Origin of the sequence: Lentzea sp. NPDC058450 (assembly GCF_042721395.1) — a bacterium.
Taxonomy (GTDB): Bacteria; Actinomycetota; Actinomycetes; order Mycobacteriales; family Pseudonocardiaceae; genus Lentzea.
In genome coordinates this window covers 1-17,906 of record NZ_JBHXLO010000047.1, presented here as the reverse complement: position 1 = coordinate 17,906, position 17,906 = coordinate 1, and the positions used below count along the sequence as shown (strand labels likewise).

The window sequence follows — 17,906 nt, the reverse complement described above, 5'->3', positions numbered from 1 at the left end:
GGGGAGTTTGGCGTGCGTGTTCTGCTGCTGGGGCCTGTGGATCTCCGCGACGGGGAGAGATCCATCGGGCTGGGGGGAACGAAACCGAAGACCATGCTCGCCGCGCTGATGTTGCAGCCGCGGCAGGTCGTGCCGATCGAGCAGCTCATCGGTCATCTGTGGGACGAGGATCCGCCCCGGTCCGCCACGGCCCTGGTGCACACCTACGTGTCGACGCTGCGGCGCGCCTTCGCGAGCGCCGGGCGGGACCAGGTGCTGGTGACGCGGGCTCCCGGCTACTCGCTCGCCGTGCAGGAGGGCGAGAGCGACCTGGAGGCGTTCGAGGCGCTCGTCGAACGGGCCCGGCGGCTGGAACGTGCCGAGCAGCACGCGGACGCGGTGACGCACTACCAGCGGGCGCTGGAGCTGTGGCGCGGTCCGGCGCTGAGCGGGATCGACGCGCCGTTCGCGCGGGCCAAGGCGGTGGCGCTGGACGAGGAACGCGCCGGTGCCGAGGAAGGGATCGCGCGGTGCCAGCTGGTGCTGCGGCACTTCAGCGAGGTGATCTCGCGGATGTCCGGGCTGGTGGCGCGGAGCCCCGCTCGTGAGGAGGCGCACGGGCTGCTGATGCGCGCGCTGTACGAGAGCGAACGGCAGGCGGACGCGTTGGCCGCCTACCAGAACGTGCGGCGGTATCTCGACGACGAGCTCGGGGTCGAGCCCGGCGAGATGTTGCAGCAGTTGCACATCAAGGTGCTGAACGGGTCGTTGGAACGGGTCGCGGTGCCCGCCGTCGTGGTGCCTGCGGACGTGGTGGCCGAGGCGCCGGTGGCCGTCGCGGTGGACCAGTACACGGTTCCCCGGCACCTGCCGCCGGACATCGGCGACTTCACCGGGCGCGCCGACCAGCTCGACCTCCTGCAGCGCATCTCGGAGAAGACTGCGGTGGCGAGCCGGACGGCGACCGCGACCGTCGTGGTGTCCGGGTTCGGCGGTGCCGGGAAGTCGGCGTTGGCCGTGCACGCGGCGCACATGCTGCGGGACCGGTATCCGGACGGGCAGCTGTTCGCCGACCTGCGCGAGGCCGACCCCGATCTGGGGGTGAGGGACGCGCTGAGGCGGCTGCTCAACGCGTTGGGGGTGGCGAACACCGACCTGCCGGACGACCTCACGGACCGGGTCGAGCTGTACCGGCGCAAGGTGGCCGGGCGGAGCCTGGTCGTGGTGCTGGACAACGTCAGCCACGAGCACCAGGTGCGCCGGTTGCTGCCGGGCTCGTCGCACTGCCTGGTGATCATCACCAGCCGGTCGCGGCTCACCGGGCTGGAGGGCGCCGAGTTCGTCGAGCTGGACTTCTTCGACGCCGAGGCGTCGGTGCGGATGCTCAGCCGGATCGCCGGCGAGCAGCGGATCGCGGCCGAGCCCGAGGCGGCGCGGACGATCGCGCGGTTGTGCGGGGGCATTCCGCTGGCGATCCGGGTGGCGGCGGCGAAGCTGCTGGCGCGGCCGCACTGGCCGTTGAAGGTGCTCGCGGGACGGCTCTCCGACGAACGGCGGCGACTCGACGAGCTGCAGGCAGGGGACCTCGCGATCCGGTCCAGCCTGCAGCTCAACTACACCGAGCTGGGTCCGCTGCACCGCAGGGCGTTCCACCTGCTCACGGTGCTCGACCTGCCGGACTTCGGCGCGTGGCTCGCGGCGCCGTTGCTGGAGATCTCCGCCGACGACGCCGAGGACGTCGTCGAGCACCTGGTGGACCTGCGGCTGCTCGACGTCGTCGGGGTCGATCCGCTGGGCAGGGTGCGCTACCGCTTCCACGACCTCATCCGGCTCTTCGGCGCGGAGCAGGCGGGCGGCGAACGCGCGGACGAGGCCGTGCTGCGGATGATGACGGTCTGGATGCACCTGGTGGAGATCGGTGCGCGCAAGCTGCCGCGGGTCACGCTCGGGCTGCGGCCGCCGGGGCTGAACACCGGCGAGGTGGACTGGCGGCTGAGCGCCGACGTCGAGGAGAACCCGACGGGCTGGCTCAAGGCCGAGACCGCGGCGGTGGTGCGCAGCATCGAACGCGCGCACGAGCTCGGGGTCATGGGGTCCACGACGACGCTCATCGTGTCGTTGCTGGCGTCGCCGTTCGCGGTGCGCAACGAGTTCGACGGCTGGCAACGGATTCTGGACGTCGCACTGACGAGCGCGCGCACTTCGGGTGACAGGGGCGCGCTCGCCACCGTGCATGCGGGGCTCGGGCAGCTGAAGTACGAGCAGGACGACTTCACGGCCGCGCTGGAGCACTTCGGCCTGGCCCGCGACCACGCCGAGGTCGTCGCCGACGTGCACACCCAGGCCGTCGCGCGGGCCGGACTCGGCACCGTGCAGCGGGAGCTGGGCGAGACCGGACCGGCCGCGGAACACCTCGTCGCCGCCGCCGAACTCGCGCAGGAGGCGGGGGACGCGGAGGTCGCGGCGGCCGCGTTGTACGGACTCGGGGCGATCAGCCGCGAGAACGGTGACGTCGACGCCGCCGTGGAGGCGCTCGGCCGGTGCGTCGGCCTCTACCGGGAGATGGGCGACCCGCGCGGGGAGGCGCTGGCGTTGCGCGGGCTGAGCCTCTGCCACCGGGCGCGCGGCGAGCAGACCGCGGCCGTCGAGCTGAGCACGCAGGCCGTGACGATCCTGACCGGCGCCGGGGACGCGCTCGGCGCCGCCTACGCCCGCCAGTCGCTCGCGAAAGCGTTGGTGCGGCAGGGGAAGGTCGCGGAGGCGGCCGAGCTGCTCGACACGTGCCACGAGGTGTTCGCCCGGCACCGCGACCGGTTCGGCGTCGCGCTCGCCATCCGCACGATGGGCGAGACCGCGCTGGCGGGCGGGGACGACGTCAGGGCGCGCGAGCTGCTGGAGGACGCCCTGGTGCGCTGGGAACAGCTCGGGCTGCCCCAGTGGCAGGCCCGCACTCTCCGCGACCTGGCTGCCGTGGCGATCGAGGACGACCTGTGGGCCCGTGCCGTCGAGCTGGCGGCGTCCGTAGGTGGCCGAGAGGCCGCTGAGCTGCGCGGACTCACCGCAGCGGACTGGCGGGCGCACGTCCGGCAGCACCTCTGAAGGTCGTTCTGCAGAACTCCTGTAGGCGAAGCCTTTGGACGGGCCGGGACCTGTAGGTGGCGTGGAGGCCGCGTGCAGACCGGCCCGTCAGTCTTTCTCGTGTCAGGGAACAACGGACACGAAGAGAGCTGAAGATGCCCCCGACCGCCGGAACGATTCTGCTGGGTCCGCCGATCACCCGCGCCGAGGTGATCGTCCGAGCGAAGAGCTGGCTCCGGCCGTCGGTGTCGTTCCACCCCGGCCGCCGGTTCGCCAACGAGCACGGCCGCTACCGCACCGACAGCGCCGGCTTCGTCTGCATGGCCTTGGCGCTGCCGCAGACGAGCATCGACGAGCTCACCGCGTTCTGCTCGCTGGTCTCCCGCGACGACCTGCTCGCCGGCGACCTGCTGATCTGCGCCTGCCACGACACGGCCACCCGGCACGCGATCGTCTTCGAACGCTGGACCGACCGTTCCCGGCACTCGTACCTGGGAATGGAGCAGGTGCGAGGAATCGGCACCGTCCGCAGGGCCGTGCGCTACCCGTACGACGAGGAGCGGGACGCCTTCCTACCCCGTCGTTACCCGATGATCCAGGACTGAAAGAGGGACCCTGAGATGACCGCCCTGCGCACCGTCCTGCTCGCCGTCACCGCCGTCGCCACCCTGGGCACCGGCGTCGCGTGCGTCTCCACGCCCGCCCTGGCCGGCCAGAACGCCGCCGCCCAGGCCGAGGACCGCGCGGTCACCCGCGACCAGATCCTCGCCCGTGCGCAGGTGTGGATCGACGCCGGAGTCCCGTACTCGACCACGAACCGCCGCGACGGCTACCGGACGGACTGCTCCGGCTTCGTCTCCCACGCCTGGACGGCGAGCACCGGCTTCACGACGAGATCGTTGCCGAGCATCAGTCACCGCATCACGAAGGACGACCTCAGACCGGGCGACGCGGTGCTGCGGAACCCCGATCTCGACGGGATGGGCCACGTCCGCCTCTTCACGGGCTGGGCCGACGCCGCGAAGACGGTCATGAGGACCTACGAGCAGACCAGCCCGACCACCGTCGCCCGGGAGCACACCTGGAGCGCCGTGGTCGCCGGCGGCTACCTCCCGTACCGCTACAACAACGTCATCGACAACATCACCTCCGCGCCCGGCAGGCCGCCGTCCGGTGACGCCAAGGCCGAGATCAAGCCCAGCGGCGAGGTCCGCTGAGGACACTCGGCGGGCCTCAGGCCGTGTTGGCCTCTCCGGCGCGATAGGCGTAGCGGTCCAGCACCGCGCGGGTCACGCTCAGCCGCGAGTCCACGCCGAGCTTCTGCAGCAACCGCGACACGTGCGTCTGGACCGTGTTGCGGGACATGCTCAGCCGGGTGGCGATGTCCGAGTTCGGCCAGCCCGCGGCGACCAGCTCGGCCACCCGGCTCTCGAGGTGGTCGAGCGGCCTGCCGTTCAGGTCGCCGTGCACGCCGACCCGCCAGCGCACGTCGTACGGCTTGAGACGCGACTCGGTCCTGCGCACGTCCCAGGTCGCACCGAGTTCGGTGTAGACGGTCATCGCGTCGTAGAGAGCGGCCTGCGCCTCGGTCACGTGGCCCAGCGCGGCGTGCAGGACGGCCAGGTCCTCCGATGCCGTCGCGTGCTCGACCTTGCGGCCTGCCTCGGCGAAGTGCCTCGTCACGGCCGCGAGCGCCGCCGTGTCCTCCTCCAGCAGGGCGCGGCACCAGCGCGCGGCCACCGCACCCCTGGGCGTGCCGGTGTCGCAGGCGGCGAGGGCGGCCGTCGCCACCTCGCGTTCGCCGCGGTCCAGGGCGAGGCGGGTCAGCCGGGGCAGCCACTGGTGGCGGGGGACCATGCGCGGGTAGTCGGCGCGCAGCAACGGCAGCAGCGCGACCATCGCCTCGTCCGCGCGGCCGCGTTGCTCCGCCGCCGCGGAGTGGGCCATGCGCAGGAAGTCGTCGCGGGTCTCCACCGAGGCACGCGGGTAGTCGGTGGCGGACTTGAGGAACGTCTCCAGCGCCGCCGAGTCGTCGCGGTGCGCGGCGATCAACGCCTTAAGGCCGTGCAGCTGATCGATCGACGTGCGCTGGCGCAGGCCGTAGAACGTGATCTCCGGCCGGTCCTGCACGACGGCGTCCAGTTCGGACAGTGCGTCGTGCCAGTCGCCCAGCCAGTAGTGGTGCACCGCCGCCGGGATGTGCGGGCCACCGGTCAGGCCGCGGTGGATCACCAGGTGCTGCGCCGCGTCCAACGCCCTCGACGCGGCCCCCAGCCGGTCGAGCTGCTGGAGCGTGAAGATCTTGTCGTCCAGCAGGCAGAGTTCGAGGTCCGCACCCGCCGGGTCGCCGCCGATCGCCTCCAGCGCCTGGTCGACGTGGGCCAGCGCCTCGGTGTGCCGGCCCTGCGCGGACGCGATCTCCCAGAGGCTCTCCGACGCGTGCGCGATCGCGACCAGGTCCGCGGACTCCTTCGCCCGGTCCAGTGCCATGACCGCGGTCTGGTGCGCGGTGTTCGGGTCGTCGAGCGCCCGGCGTTCCACCCTGGCCTGCAACGAGTGGTGCCGCGCCCGCCAGTGCGCCGGGACCGACGGGTCCGCCGCCACCTGGCGCAGCACCTCCAGCGCGCGGTCGTTCTCGCCGGCCGTGTGGTCCATGTACGCGAGCATCAGGCGCATCTCGGCCGCCCGCGTCGGGTCCTCGGCCGTCTTGAGGACGGCGCGGGCCTCGGTGACCGGGTGCCTGCCCAGCCAGAACAGCAGCCGGGTGAGGCGCACCAGGAACACCTCGCGGGCGCGGTCGCGGACGGAGGGGCTCGCGACGGCGTACTCCAGCAGTTCGACGGCGAGCGACGGGTTGCGGCTCGCCAGTGTGTTCGAGTGCGTGAGCAGCCACTGCGTCACCCACGTGTCCACCGGCACCGGGCCCGCGAGCAGCTGCTCGGAGATCCGCTCCACGTGCGCGCCCGCCGTGTCGAGGGTCTCGGCGGCCTGCCGGTGCAACGCGACCCTGGCCGTCGCGGGCACCGCCTCGTACAGGACGCGGCGCAGCATCGGGTGCTCGAACGCGAGCCGCCGGCCGGACTCCCTGATCACCCGCCCCGCCGTCGCCTCCTCCACGGCGGGCAGCAGCCCGGACGCCTGCTCGTGCGCGACCGTCGCGAGGTCGTTGAGGCTGAACTCCATGCCGAGCAACGCGGCCCACCGCAGCAGCCGGCGGGTGCTGTCGGAGAGGTGCTCCATCAGGCCCGCGACCACGGCGTCCATCGCGGGCTGCGGCGCGCCGGCCGGCCGGTCGAGGTGGGCGGCACCGCCGCGCAGCACCACCGCGTCGTCGCGGATCAGCGCGTCGACCATCGCCAGCACGACCAGCGGGTTGCCGCCCGCGCAGTCGATGACGGCCAGCAGGGCGGCGCCGGGGTCGGCGCCCACGGCCTGGCGCACCAGCTCCGTCGTCGCCGTCTCGTCCAGCGGGCCGAGCCGCAGCCGGAAGCCGCCGTACGCGGCCACGGCCGTGCGCAGCGGGTCCAGCTCGGGGCGCACCGGGTGCGGCCGGGACGACCCGACCAGCAGCAACGGCAGGTGCGGCGCCGTCCTCGCGAGGCGCTGCCACACCAGCAGGCTCGCGTCGTCGGCCCACTGCAGGTCCTCCAGCACCAGCACGACCGGGCCGGACTCGCACAGCTCGTGCACGGTCCTGACGAGGTGCTCCACCAGCACGATCAGGTCCTCGGGCTCCACCGGCGACGGCGAGTCGGGCAACTGCACGTTCAGGGCCTCGGTCACGACGCCGAGCGGGAACACGTCGTCGGACTCGTCCCCCGCGTGCCACCGCACGGCGCATCCGAGCTCGTGGGCGTCCGCGAGCGCGGCCGCGAGCAGCGCGGACTTGCCCGACCCCGGTTCGCCCTCGACCCAGAGCGCGGTCCCGGTGCCGTGCAGCGCGGACTCCAGCGCGTGCCGCACCGCGGCCAGCTCGTCCACCCGGCCCGCGAACGCCTGGGGCGCCTCGGGCACCGGCGGCAGGACCGGAAACGACGAGGACGCCGTGAAACCGCGGCCGCGGCCGGACGTGACGTCCTCGTAGGCCTGGCGCAGCTGCGGGCCCGGTTCGATGCCGAGCTGCTCGACCAGCAGCTCCCTGGTCGCCCGGTACACCGCGAGCGCCTCGTCGTCGCGGCCCGCCTGGTGCAGCGCCGTCATCAGCAACGCGCGCGGCGTCTCCCGCAACGGGTGCGCGGACGTCAGCGCGAGCAGGTCGTCGATCGCGAGGTCGGTCTCGCCCGAGAAGGCCATGATCTCGGCCCGGCGTTCCAGGGCGTCGAGGTGCAGTTCGGCGAGCCGGCCGCGGTGCCGGGCGGCGAACGGGCCGGCGATGCCCATCAGCGGGTCGCCGTGCCAGAGCTCCAGCGCCTGCTCCAGCGCGGCCAGCGCGGACCCGGCCTCGCCGACGGCCCAGAGGTGCCGTGCCTCGTCCCGCAGCCGGTCGAACTCGTGCACGTCGAGGGCGGTCGGGTCGAGTCGCAGCGAGTACCCGGAACCCTCGGAGACCAGTACGTTGCCGGTGGACCACTTGGACCGGACGGGTTCGAGCGCGCGCCGCAGGCGGGAGACGTAGGTGTAGAGAGAGCTGTCGACGGCGCCCGGTGGTGCGTCGCCCCAGATCGCGTCCACCAGCTCGTCCCGGGACACGACGGTGTTCGCGCGCAACGCCAGCACGGAGAAAAGGGCACGTTGCCGCGCGGATCCGAGTGACAGCTCGGCGGAACCGCGCCAGGCGCACACCTCGCCCAGCAGCTGCACCCGCAGCGGAGCGGGAGTGTCGGTCGGCTCCGTTGACATTTGCCCCACTCCGAGCTTCGGCCGCGCCGACGGGCGCGGCTGTCGAGTCTAGCCACGGCTCGCGAGCACCAGACGGTTCAGCGGAGGCCACCAAATGAGACCGTGGCGGAACTCACCGTGGTCTTGACGAGGCGAGACGGGGGCCCGGTAAACGTCAAGATGGGCCATCCGGGTGAACTCCCAGGTCAACCGGGTGCAGGCGCTAACACCCGGTTCAGGGGCCCGTGAGCGGGCGCCAAGATCCACACATCAGGCGAACAATTCGTCAAGATCGGGCCCGTCTCGCGGCCCCGGCCGTCAAGACTTCATAGAGGTTGCCTCTTCACACTCGATTTCCGTGATCGAACGTGTGGAGGTTCTGTGATGGCGCAAGTACGCGTCGCCGTGCACAGCACGGACCCCATGGGCTACGTCGGGCTCTCGTACTTCCTCAAGGCGCGGCCCGAGGTCCAGGTCGTCGAGAAGGACGGCATGACCCCGCCGGACGTCATCGTCTTCTCCACGGAGAGGCTGACGTCGGAGGCCATGGGCTGGCTCCGGCAGACGTCGGCGGACCGCAGGGTCCCGATCGTGCTGATGGCGACCGCCCTGACCGACGCCCCGCTGCTCGCCGTCGTCGAGTGCGGCGTGGTGGCGATCCTGCCGCGCACCGCCGTGACGGGGGAGCAACTGGTCGACAGCATCCAGGCCGCGGCCAACGGCAGCGGTGTCATGCCCCGGGACGTGCTGGGCAAGCTGCTCAAGCGCGTCGAGATGCTCCAGCGCGACGTGCTCGCGCCCAACGGTCTCAACGCGGCGGGGCTCGCGCCGCGGGAGGTCGACGTCCTGAGGTTGATCGCCGAGGGCTGGGCCACCGACGAGATCGCCAAGGAGCTGCGGTACTCCGAGCGGACCGTCAAGAACGTGATCCACCACGTGACGAACCGCCTCAACCTGCGCAACAGAGCGCACGCCGTGGCCTACGCGATGCGGGCCGGCGTCATCTGACCACGTCGCCGGAGAGGTCCGCGTGCTCCGCCACCAGCGCGCGCGAACGCACGCCCAGCTTCTTCAGGATGCGCGCCACGTGCGCCTGCACCACCCGGCGCGGCAGCGACAGCCGCACCGCGATGTCCGGATTGGACAGTCCGTTCGCGACGAGGCCGGCGATGCGCTTTTCGGCCGGTGTCAGCGTTTCCCACCCGGTGCCCGCACGACCGACCGCCCGGTCGTGCCGGAAGCCGAAGGCACCGAACCGGTCCAGGATCCTGTGGACGTCCCACCGCGCGTCCAGCGCCGTGAGGACGTTCACCGCCTCCGCGAACGCCTTGCGTGCCTCGGGCTGCCGCCCGGCCGCGACGAGCAGTGCCGCGGCCTCCTCCAGCGCCGCCGCCAGCTCGACCGTCCTGCCGACCTCGCGGTAGTGCGCCACCGCGGCGAGCGCCGGTTCCGGGTCGCCGGTCGCGAGCGCCTCGCACCGCAGCAACGCCGTGTGGGCGCGCGCGGGCACGATCTCGCGGTCCGCCTCCAGCTTGGCCACGGACAGCGCCTCGAAGACCACGTCCTCGTCACCGGCCTCCCGCGCCAGCTTGAGGACCTCCGGCAGCCACTGGTGCCGCAGCATCAGCTCGGCGTAGGCCGGGTCGAGCACGGGCGCCATGATCTCCAGCGCCCGTTTCCGGTCACCGCTCTGCACGGCCGCGAGCGACCGCGCGGCCAGCAGGAAGTCGTGGCTCTCGCGTTCGGCCACCGTGGTCACGAGGTGTTCCTCGGCCGCGTCCAGGTGAGCTCGTGCGGCGGCGTTGTCGTTGCGCCGCAACGCGATCAGCGCCGCGACGCCGTGCAGCAGCAGCCACGACGGACCGGGGTCCACCAGTCCGCCGTAGTTGATCGCCGGGCCGTCCTCGGTGGCCGCGTCGAGCTCCACCAGCGCCTGGTCCCAGCGTCCCGTCCAGTAGTGGTGGATCGCGGCGGGCACCTGCGGGCCGGTCGGCAGCCGGTGCGCGACGGTCAGCTCGTCGACCTTGCGCAACGCCGCGTCGACCTCGCCCAGGCGGTCCAGGTTCTGCAACGTGAACATGCGGTTGTCCAGCAGGATCGCGTGCATCGCCACCAGGTCCGTGCGGCCGGTGACGGCGACGACCGCCTCGTCCACGTGCCGCAGCGCCGCCCGGTGGTCGCGCCGGACCGTGTCGACGAGCCAGCGGGTCTGCAACGCGTGCGCGATCAGGTACGCGTCCTTGTTCGCGACGGCCTCCGCGTGCGCCGTCTTCGCGGTCAGCTCGGCGTCGTCGACGTTGGAGATGTCCCGGCCGATGTGCGCCAGCAGCGACTTGTGCCGCAGCCGCCAGATCTCCGGCACCGACGGGTCCGTCTCGACCTCGGTCAGCGCCCGCACGGCCAGGTCGCGCTTGCCCTGCCGCAGCAGGATCGCCGCGAGCATCTGCCGCAGCTCGGTCGAGCGGGTCGGGTCGGTCGAGATCGCGAGTGCCTGCTTGACCTGCGCCTCCGGGTCCCGGACGAGCTTGAACAGCACCCGCACGAGCGCGGTGAGCAGCACCTCGCGGCGCGGGTCGCGCGGGCCCCCGCCCTCGAGCGCCTGCTCCAGCAGGTCCACCGCGATCAACGGGGCGCGCGAGGTCAGCTCGGCGACGTTCGCGACGAGCCAGTCGAGCACCCACGGCTCCGGCTCGGACGCGGCGGCCACCAGCTGCTCGGCGACGCGCCGGGCCGGTGCCCGCTCGGCGGCGAGCGCCTTGGCCGCCTGCAGGTGCAGCAGCTCGCGCATCGGCGCGGGCACGGCGTCGTACACGGCCTCGCGCATCACCGGGTGCCGGAACACCAGCCGGTGCGTGCCCTCGGTGAGCACGTTCGCCCTGACCGCGTCCTCGGCCGCGAGCACGACCTCCTCGACGGGCCTGCGCCACAGCCCGGCGATCTGCTCGGCGGTGACGTCCGCGCCGAGCACGGCGGCGCAGCGCAGCACCTCGCGGGTGCGGTCCGGCAACGCCTGCCAGGTGCGCTGGACGGCGGCGAACAACGTGCGCGGCGCGTCCCGCAGGTGCTCCTCCGCGACCTCGGCCACCCCGCCGGACAGGTCGATCGCCTGCTCGCGGCGCAGTTCGCCGAGCATCTCCCGCAGGTACATCGGGTTGCCGTCGGCCTGCGCGACGAGCCGGCGCAGCCGGGTTCCCGGCTGCCCGCCCACCAGCTCGGTGGTCAGCGCGGCGGCCTCCGGCCCGGACAGCGGCCCGAGCGTCAGCACGTCCCCGCCGGTGGCGGCGACCTGCGCGCGCAGCGCGTCGAGGTCGGCCCGGCCGTGCCGCGACCGCGCCGCCGTGACCAGCAGCAACGGCAGCTGGCCGGTCGCCGTGACGAGCCTGCGCCACACGTGCACGGACGCCTCGTCGGCCCACTGCAGGTCGTCGATCACCAGCACGGTCGGGGCCTGCGCGGTCATCTCGTCCACCATCGTGGCCGTGTGGTCGGCGACCATCTGGAGTGTGTCGTCCTCGCCGGGCAGCTCGCCCGCCTGCTGCCTGCGGCTCAGCTCGCCGCGCTGGGAGCACGCCTGGACCGGGTCGATGCCCGCGAACTCCATCAGCACCTGGAGGGGGAAGTGCGCGGCGAGCTGGTCCGCGACCGCCCAGCCGACCTGGAAGCCGAGCCTCTCGGCGCCCGCGAGGCCGAGCGCGAGCAGCTCGGACTTGCCGATGCCCGGTTCGCCCTCGACGTAGACGGTGCCGCCCGCGCCGGTCGACAGCTCGACGAGGCGTTCGCGCAGGCGTTCGGTCTCGTCCTCCCGCCCGACGAACACGTCGGTGGCGCCACGGGAGGGGATCGCGCTCTCCCGCTCGTCCTCCTGCTCGGCCGCGACACCGGGGGCGGGGGCACCGGACAGCACGGCGGCGTGCGCGTCGAGCAGCGCCTGGCCGGGTTCGGCGCCCAGTTCGGACCGCAGCACCTCGCGGGCGGCGGCGTAGACCTCCAGCGCCTCGGCCTGCCGTCCGGTGCGGCTCAGCGCCAGCATCAGCAACGCGTGCAGCGACTCGCGCAACGGGAAGTTCCTGGCCAGCGAGGCCAGCTCGGCGGGCAGGTCGGCCGTCTCGCCGAGCACGAGCCGGTCGCGCGCCCGTGCCTCCACGGCGGACAGTCCGCGATCGGTCCACCGGCCGCGTTCGGACTCGGCGTGCGGACCGGGGATCCCGGTGTACGGGTCACCGCGGAAGAGCCGCAACGCCTGGGAACGCCGTTCCACGGCCTCGTGGTGCTCCCCGGCGGCGCTCAGCCGGTCCGCCTCGGCGACCAGGTCGCCGAACTCCACCAGGTCCACCTGGGACGGTGCGACCCGCAACGCGTAGCCGTTCTTGGTGGAGAGCAGGACCTCCCGGCTGTTCTCGACGCCCGCGCCGGCCAGGTTCCTGCGCAACGCGGACACGTAGGTGTAGACGCTGCCCGCCGCGCTGGCCGGTGCGGAGGTGCCCCAGACCGCCGCGATCAGCTCGTCGCGGCCGACCGCCTGCCCCGCCCTGGAGGCGAGCACGGCGAACAGGGCGCGTTGCCGGCTCGGGCCGAGCGGGACCTCGGTGTCGTCGTGCACGACGCGCAGCGGACCGAGCAGCCCGATGCGCAACCCTTGTCCCGCACCAGCTTCCGGCACTCCCGCTCCTCTGCGTCTCCACGACCGGCGCCACCGCGTCCCGCCACCGCTCGCGGACGGAGGCTAATCGGGTGAGCGGAGCTTTCTCCGGGGTGTCTGCCCCGATTGTCACTCCGTGATGGCCGTCCGGGCAAAACCGGAGGACAACCAGGCGGTTCGCTGCTCCAGCAGGGCCGTGAAGGTGGCCACGACCATCGCGGTGCCCTCGATCCGGTGCGCCGCAACGGTGTCACCGTCGCCGACGCGGATGCCGACGTCGTTGCCGGAGAGCTGCGCGAACGCCTTCTCGTCCGCCGCGTCGTCGCCCAGGAACGCCACCGCCGTGGCGCCGGCCCGGTGCCGCAGCACGTCGAGCGCCTTGCCCTTGTCGGCGGGCACGACCGAGAACTCGATCACCCGCCTGCCCTCGGTGACCCGCACGCCCTCCCAGCCGCCGGGTCCGGTGCGCAGCTGGGCCAGCAGCCACCGCGCCTCCTGCGGCCGGCAGCGGCCGTGGTGCACGGCCACGCTCAGGGGCTTGACCTCGACCACCGCCGGCGACGAGTACCGCGCCACCCCGTCCGTGATCACCCGCCGCAGGTCCGCGAGCAGCCGCTGCTCCCGCGGGCGCGGCTCGTGCACGAACCCGGCGTCGAACTCCGCGCCGTGCGACCCGACCAGCCGCACCTCGCCCGGCAGCCGGGACAGCAGCGCCAGGTCCCGCAACGCCCGCCCGGAGATCACCGCGGTCGTCGTGTCCGGCAGCACGGCGATCCGGCGCAGCACCGCCACGGCCTCGCGGTCCGGCACCGCCTGCTCCGGCCGTGCCGCGACCGGCGCGAGGGTGCCGTCGTAGTCGCACGCCAGCAACAGGTGCGGGGTGCGCGCCAACGGGACCAGCGCGTCGAGGAGGTCAGCGGGCAGAGCGGGCATGGCGGCGACGGTACGTACCGGTGCTCGTCGCGGACCTCGGGAAACACCTGTCTGCACCTTCGGGCGACATTCGCCGTGCCGAGGGGGCACGGTCGCCTTCCGCGGCCCCGTCCGGCGTTCCTGCCGTGATCGAATTCCGGTGCGGGTGCGGTACTGGAGGTCGATGTGCTGGACGAGCGGACGACCGGCGCCGAGGGTGCGCTGTCGTCGCGGTTGCGCGTGGTGACGATGAGGCTGGCGTCGGCGGGAGCGTCCCGCCTGGCCGCGGAGGCGCGCACCCTGCTGTGCGACCACCGCGTCGAGACGTGCGTCGAGCTGATCACGGGCCGCGCGGCCGAAGGCCAGATCGGCCTCACCGCGCGGGAGATCAAGGACCTCCGCGCCCTCACCGGCGACGCCGTCGTCACGGCCCGGCTGGCCCGCCTCACCCCGCTCGCCGACCAGACCGTCGCCGTTCCCGTGCTGCCGCCGTCCCGGATGCCGACGACGTCGAAGCACGTGCTGGTAGACCGCGCCGCCGCCGAGGCCTGCGCGCGCGTGCCGGACGCGGTGAGCCTGCGGGTGGCGTGGCGCGGCGGGCGGTCGCCGGTGCGGGTGCACCTGGTGGAGTTCGCGCGGTCCGCGACCGACCACGACATCCTGCTGGCGGCCCGCGACCTGGACCTCGCGCTGGACGAGTGGCAGGTGCCGAACCGGTCGATGGAGTCGTACCGGCCCGGTGACGCGATGCCGCGCGGGTACGCCGAGCTGATCTCCCTCGGGGACGAGGTGTGGCGGCGCCGCTGAGCGTCAGGCGGTCGAGTGACGCGCGTCGCGCGATTCGGGCTGGTGGGGGCTGAGCACATAGGGTGCTGCGTGTGTCGCAGTGCGGCCTCGCCCGGTTGCCTGGGTGCTTCCACGAGCGCGGTCGCCGCCGGGGACAATCAGCCCCGACCGTTCAGCTCCAGGAGGATTGTTGATCCACAAGTTCTCGGTTCGCTCCGCGGGGGTAGCGGAGCCCGACATCCGTGAGCTCGGCCGATCGTGGGGGCTCGAGGACCTCGAGGTCTGGCGCGACTACTACGTCGAGTTCGAGAGCACGCCGGACGCCGGGGCGCTCGCCCAGGTGGCGGCGGTGCTGGGCGACCAGCTCGACGTCGAGGTCACTCTCGACACGCCGCTGGACTCCGGGGCCGTGCAGGTGGCGTACAAGCGCGGGGTGGTCGACAACGAGAGCGACTCCATCGTCACGGTGTGCGGGCTGCTCGGCGTCGCCGCCAAGGCCGGCAAGGTCGCCACCAGCTACAAGTCGGCCGCGCCGAAGCTCAGGGAGCTCATCGAGACCACGCGGTTCAACTCGACCATCGAGGAACTGCACGTCGAGGAACCGCACTACGACACGCTCGTGCCGCAGGGGCACTACGACCCGGCGGAGCAGTACGACCTGCGCGGCCTCGACGACGAGGGGCTCGCGGCGCTCGGCACGGCCGGTGGGCGGAACCTGTCGCTCGCGCAGATGAAGCACGTCCAGCACGTGCAGAACACGCTCGGGGACGAGTTCGTCACGGACGTGCTGCTGGAGGCGCTGGACGCCCGGTGGAGCGACCACTGCGCGCACACGACGTGGAAGTCGCTGGGCAGCCTGCTCGGCCGGCTCATCCAGGCGGCCAAGGACGTCGACAACCCGAACGTGCTCAGCATGTTCCACGACAACGCCGGCGTCTGGGACTTCTACGACGGCCACGCGATCGCCATCAAGGCCGAGACGCACAACGGGCCGTCCGCGATCTCCGGCTACTTCGGACAGCTGACGAAGCTCGGCGGCGTGCTGCGCGACATCCTCGGCACGGGGCTGTCCGCGGACCCGATCGGCAGCTTCGAGTACACCGCCGTCGGCGAGCCCGAGGCACCCGCGCCGATCAAGGGCCGCCCGGACGCGCGCAGGCTCGCGGGCGAGACGATCCGCGCGATCAAGGAGTACGGGAACACGTTCGGCGTGCCGATGATGTCGTCGCGCATGACGTTCCACCCGGCCTACCGCGCCAAGCCGTTCGCGCTCGGCGGCAGCATCGGCCTGCTGCCCGTCGAAGCGGCGCAGCGGGGCACGCCGCGGCCCGGCGACTTCGTCGTGCTCATCGGCGGCCTGACCGGCAACGAGGGCATCCACGGCGCGTCGGCCAGCTCCGCGGGCGCGGTGATGGACACGACGGCCGTGCAGATCGGTGCCCCGCTGGAGCAGGTCAAGTTCCGCAAGGCGCTGATCGAGCTGCGCGAGGCTGGCTGCATGAGCGCGCTCACCGACGTCGGTGGCGCGGGCCTGAACAGCGCCGTCGGCGAGATCGGCGAGGCGTGCGGCGTGTGGATCAACACCGCGCTGGTGCCGCTCAAGACCGCCGCGCTGCCGATGTGGCGGATCCTGCTGTCCGAGTCGCAGGAACGCATGCTGCTCGCCGTGCGGCCGGAGCAGCAGGAGCGCGCGAAGCAGATCCTCGACCGGCACATGGTGCGCTCGACGGTCATCGGCCGGTTCGCGGACACGGGCCGCTACCACGTGTTCCACGCCCCGGACCTGACCGAGGACGCGCTCATCGCGGCGGACCCGTCCATCGTCCCCGCGCACCAGGGCGAGCTCGGCTTCGACGTGGCCTACGACCTGCTCGACCTCGAGGTCGAGCGCGTCGAGGTCGGCGCACCGCCACGGCCGCAGGGCGCTCCCGAGTGGCCGGCGCTGGACGCGTCGCAGCTCGCCGACCTGCTGGCCCAGGTCGTCTCGGACGCCGAGGTCGCCTCGCAGCACTTCGCCGACTCGCAGTACGACTCCACGGTCCAGGGCAACACCTGGTACGGCCCGCACTACGGCACCGAGCGGCCGGTCCGCACCGCCTACTGGGCGGGCACGCCGGTCGACGGCTCGCCCGCCGCGGCCGTGCTGAACACCGCGTTCAACCCGTGGATGTTCGACGCCGACCCGGTCGCCGCCACCCGCCAGATGTTCTGCGCGGCCATCGCGGGCCAGGTGCTCGCCGGTGTGGCCGTCGAGGACGTCTGCATGTGCGACAACTTCTACACCCCGCACCTGTCCGAGAACTGGCGCGAGTGGCTCGTCGGCATGGTCGACGAGCTCGCGGGCCTGGTCCGCCACTTCGGCGTGCCGCTGATCTCGGGCAAGGACTCGTCGGCGGGTTCCGTGCACACCGACGAGGGCCTGGTCAGCGTGCCGCCCGCGGTGTTCCTGAGCGCGCTCGGCAAGGTCCCGCACCGCGACGGCCTGCTGGCCGAGCAGTGGACCGCGCAGGGCAACGTGCTCGTCCAGGTCGGCCTGCGGACGTCGTCCCCGGTCGGCACGGTCGCCGCGCGCAAGCTGGGGCTGGCCTCCGGTGGCCTGGACGACCTGGAACTGTCCGAAGTGGACTGCTACCTGAAGGCGTTGGGGCAGAGCAGGAACCTGCTGCGCAGCGGTGCCCGCATCGGCGCCGGCGGCGTCGCGGCCACCCTCGCCCAGGGCGTCCTGGCGAGCGGCATCGGCGTGCGGCTGGAGAACGCGACCACTGAGTCGCTCTTCGCCGAGCACCGCGTCGGCGCGGTCGTCGAGGTCGCCCCCGGCGACGTCGCGAAGCTGCCCGCCGAGCTCCACCCCGTCGTCCTCGGCACGCTCGACGGCACGAGCATCGTGCTCGACGGCACCGACCTGTTCACCCCGGCCGCGCGTGACGGCTGGTTCCACTCGTTCACGGCGAGGATCGCATGAAGCCGACCGTCAACGTCCTGTACCTGCCCGGCACCAACTGCCAGGAGGAGACCGTCCGCGCGTTCGCCGAGGTGGGCGCCGAGCCGAGGATGAGGTTCGCGGCCGACCTGCTCGCGGGCACCGACCGCCTCGACGACGCCGACATCCTCTGCATCCCCGGCGGGTTCTCGTTCGGCGACCACCTCGGCGGTGGCGCGGTGGCGGCGGCGTTGCTGCGCAGCCACCTCGCCGACCAGTTCGAGGCGGCGCGCAGCCGTCCGTTGCTGGGCATCTGCAACGGGTTCCAGATCGCGGTGCGCGGCGGCTGCTTCGGCAAGGTGGGCCTGAAGGTCAACAGCGCCGGCACGTTCCGCAACGAGGAGAACCAGCGGCACGTCGTCGAGACGGGCAACGACAGCCCGTGGCTCGCGGGCCTCGCGGGCCAGACCCTCAGCTTCCCGTGCGCGCACGGCGAGGGCCGGTTCGACCCGGGCAGCGAGACCGAGGGCTACCGCGTCGCGCTGCGGTACGAGAAGGACACCAACCCGGACGGCTCGTTCGAGGACATCGCCGGCATCACCAGCGCCGACGGCCTCTCGTTCGGCCTGATGGACCACCCGGAGCGCGCGATGGACCGCGAGACCCGGCTGGCGTTCTTCGAGAACGGCGTGCGCGCCGTCCGCTAGACCGCACGACCTCCGAGTTACCTCCGTAGACCACCACAGGACTGTAGACCCCAAAGAGGCGAGTAAT

10 protein-coding genes are annotated in these 17,906 nt (G+C 72.8%); 7 read left to right on the top strand and 3 right to left on the bottom strand.

Annotation, left to right across the window (positions count from 1 at the left end; all coding sequences use genetic code 11):
- Positions 1-12 precede the first annotated feature (12 nt).
- The 3 genes from ACFWNN_RS42440 to ACFWNN_RS42430 all read left to right on the top strand — a co-directional run bounded on the left by ACFWNN_RS42440 (position 13) and on the right by ACFWNN_RS42430 (position 4,274).
- Positions 13-3,078, top strand: coding sequence for a BTAD domain-containing putative transcriptional regulator (locus ACFWNN_RS42440; RefSeq protein ID WP_382445653.1), 3,066 nt, complete (start codon positions 13-15; stop codon positions 3,076-3,078).
- A gap of 134 nt (positions 3,079-3,212) precedes the next feature.
- Complete coding sequence (locus tag ACFWNN_RS42435; RefSeq protein ID WP_382445652.1) at positions 3,213-3,662, top strand: hypothetical protein; 450 nt, start codon at positions 3,213-3,215, stop codon at positions 3,660-3,662.
- Between the two features lie 15 nt (positions 3,663-3,677).
- Positions 3,678-4,274, top strand: coding sequence for a hypothetical protein (locus ACFWNN_RS42430; protein ID WP_382445651.1), 597 nt, complete (start codon positions 3,678-3,680; stop codon positions 4,272-4,274).
- Between the two features lie 16 nt (positions 4,275-4,290).
- Here ACFWNN_RS42430 and ACFWNN_RS42425 read toward each other — a convergent pair whose 3' ends face one another.
- Positions 4,291-7,896, bottom strand: coding sequence for a BTAD domain-containing putative transcriptional regulator (locus tag ACFWNN_RS42425; RefSeq protein ID WP_382445650.1), 3,606 nt, complete (start codon positions 7,894-7,896; stop codon positions 4,291-4,293).
- A gap of 363 nt (positions 7,897-8,259) precedes the next feature.
- Between ACFWNN_RS42425 and ACFWNN_RS42420 the strand changes: the two genes are divergently transcribed.
- Positions 8,260-8,883 (top strand): LuxR C-terminal-related transcriptional regulator, encoded by a 624-nt coding sequence (locus ACFWNN_RS42420; protein ID WP_382445649.1) that lies wholly within the window; start codon positions 8,260-8,262, stop codon positions 8,881-8,883.
- Here the strand turns inward: ACFWNN_RS42420 and ACFWNN_RS42415 are convergent.
- Entirely contained in the window at positions 8,876-12,535 is a 3,660-nt protein-coding gene (locus ACFWNN_RS42415) for a BTAD domain-containing putative transcriptional regulator (RefSeq protein ID WP_382445648.1), read from the bottom strand. The two genes, ACFWNN_RS42420 and ACFWNN_RS42415, sit on opposite strands and share 8 nt — an antisense overlap.
- A gap of 108 nt (positions 12,536-12,643) precedes the next feature.
- On the bottom strand, positions 12,644-13,447 hold the full coding sequence (gene otsB / locus ACFWNN_RS42410) for a trehalose-phosphatase (RefSeq protein WP_382445647.1): 804 nt from the start codon (positions 13,445-13,447) through the stop codon (positions 12,644-12,646).
- 165 nt (positions 13,448-13,612) lie between these two features.
- Between otsB and ACFWNN_RS42405 the strand changes: the two genes are divergently transcribed.
- The 3 genes from ACFWNN_RS42405 to ACFWNN_RS42395 all read left to right on the top strand — a co-directional run bounded on the left by ACFWNN_RS42405 (position 13,613) and on the right by ACFWNN_RS42395 (position 17,839).
- The gene (locus tag ACFWNN_RS42405; protein ID WP_382445646.1) at positions 13,613-14,233 is read left to right on the top strand and encodes a hypothetical protein; all 621 of its coding nucleotides are present in this window, start codon (positions 13,613-13,615) and stop codon (positions 14,231-14,233) included.
- 169 nt (positions 14,234-14,402) lie between these two features.
- Positions 14,403-17,174, top strand: a complete 2,772-nt coding sequence (locus tag ACFWNN_RS42400) for an AIR synthase-related protein (protein WP_382445645.1) — start codon at positions 14,403-14,405, stop codon at positions 17,172-17,174.
- Positions 17,171-17,839, top strand: coding sequence for a phosphoribosylformylglycinamidine synthase subunit PurQ (locus tag ACFWNN_RS42395; protein ID WP_382445644.1), 669 nt, complete (start codon positions 17,171-17,173; stop codon positions 17,837-17,839). The genes ACFWNN_RS42400 and ACFWNN_RS42395 overlap by 4 nt, the downstream gene beginning before the upstream one ends.
- The last annotated feature ends 67 nt before the right edge of the window (positions 17,840-17,906 follow it).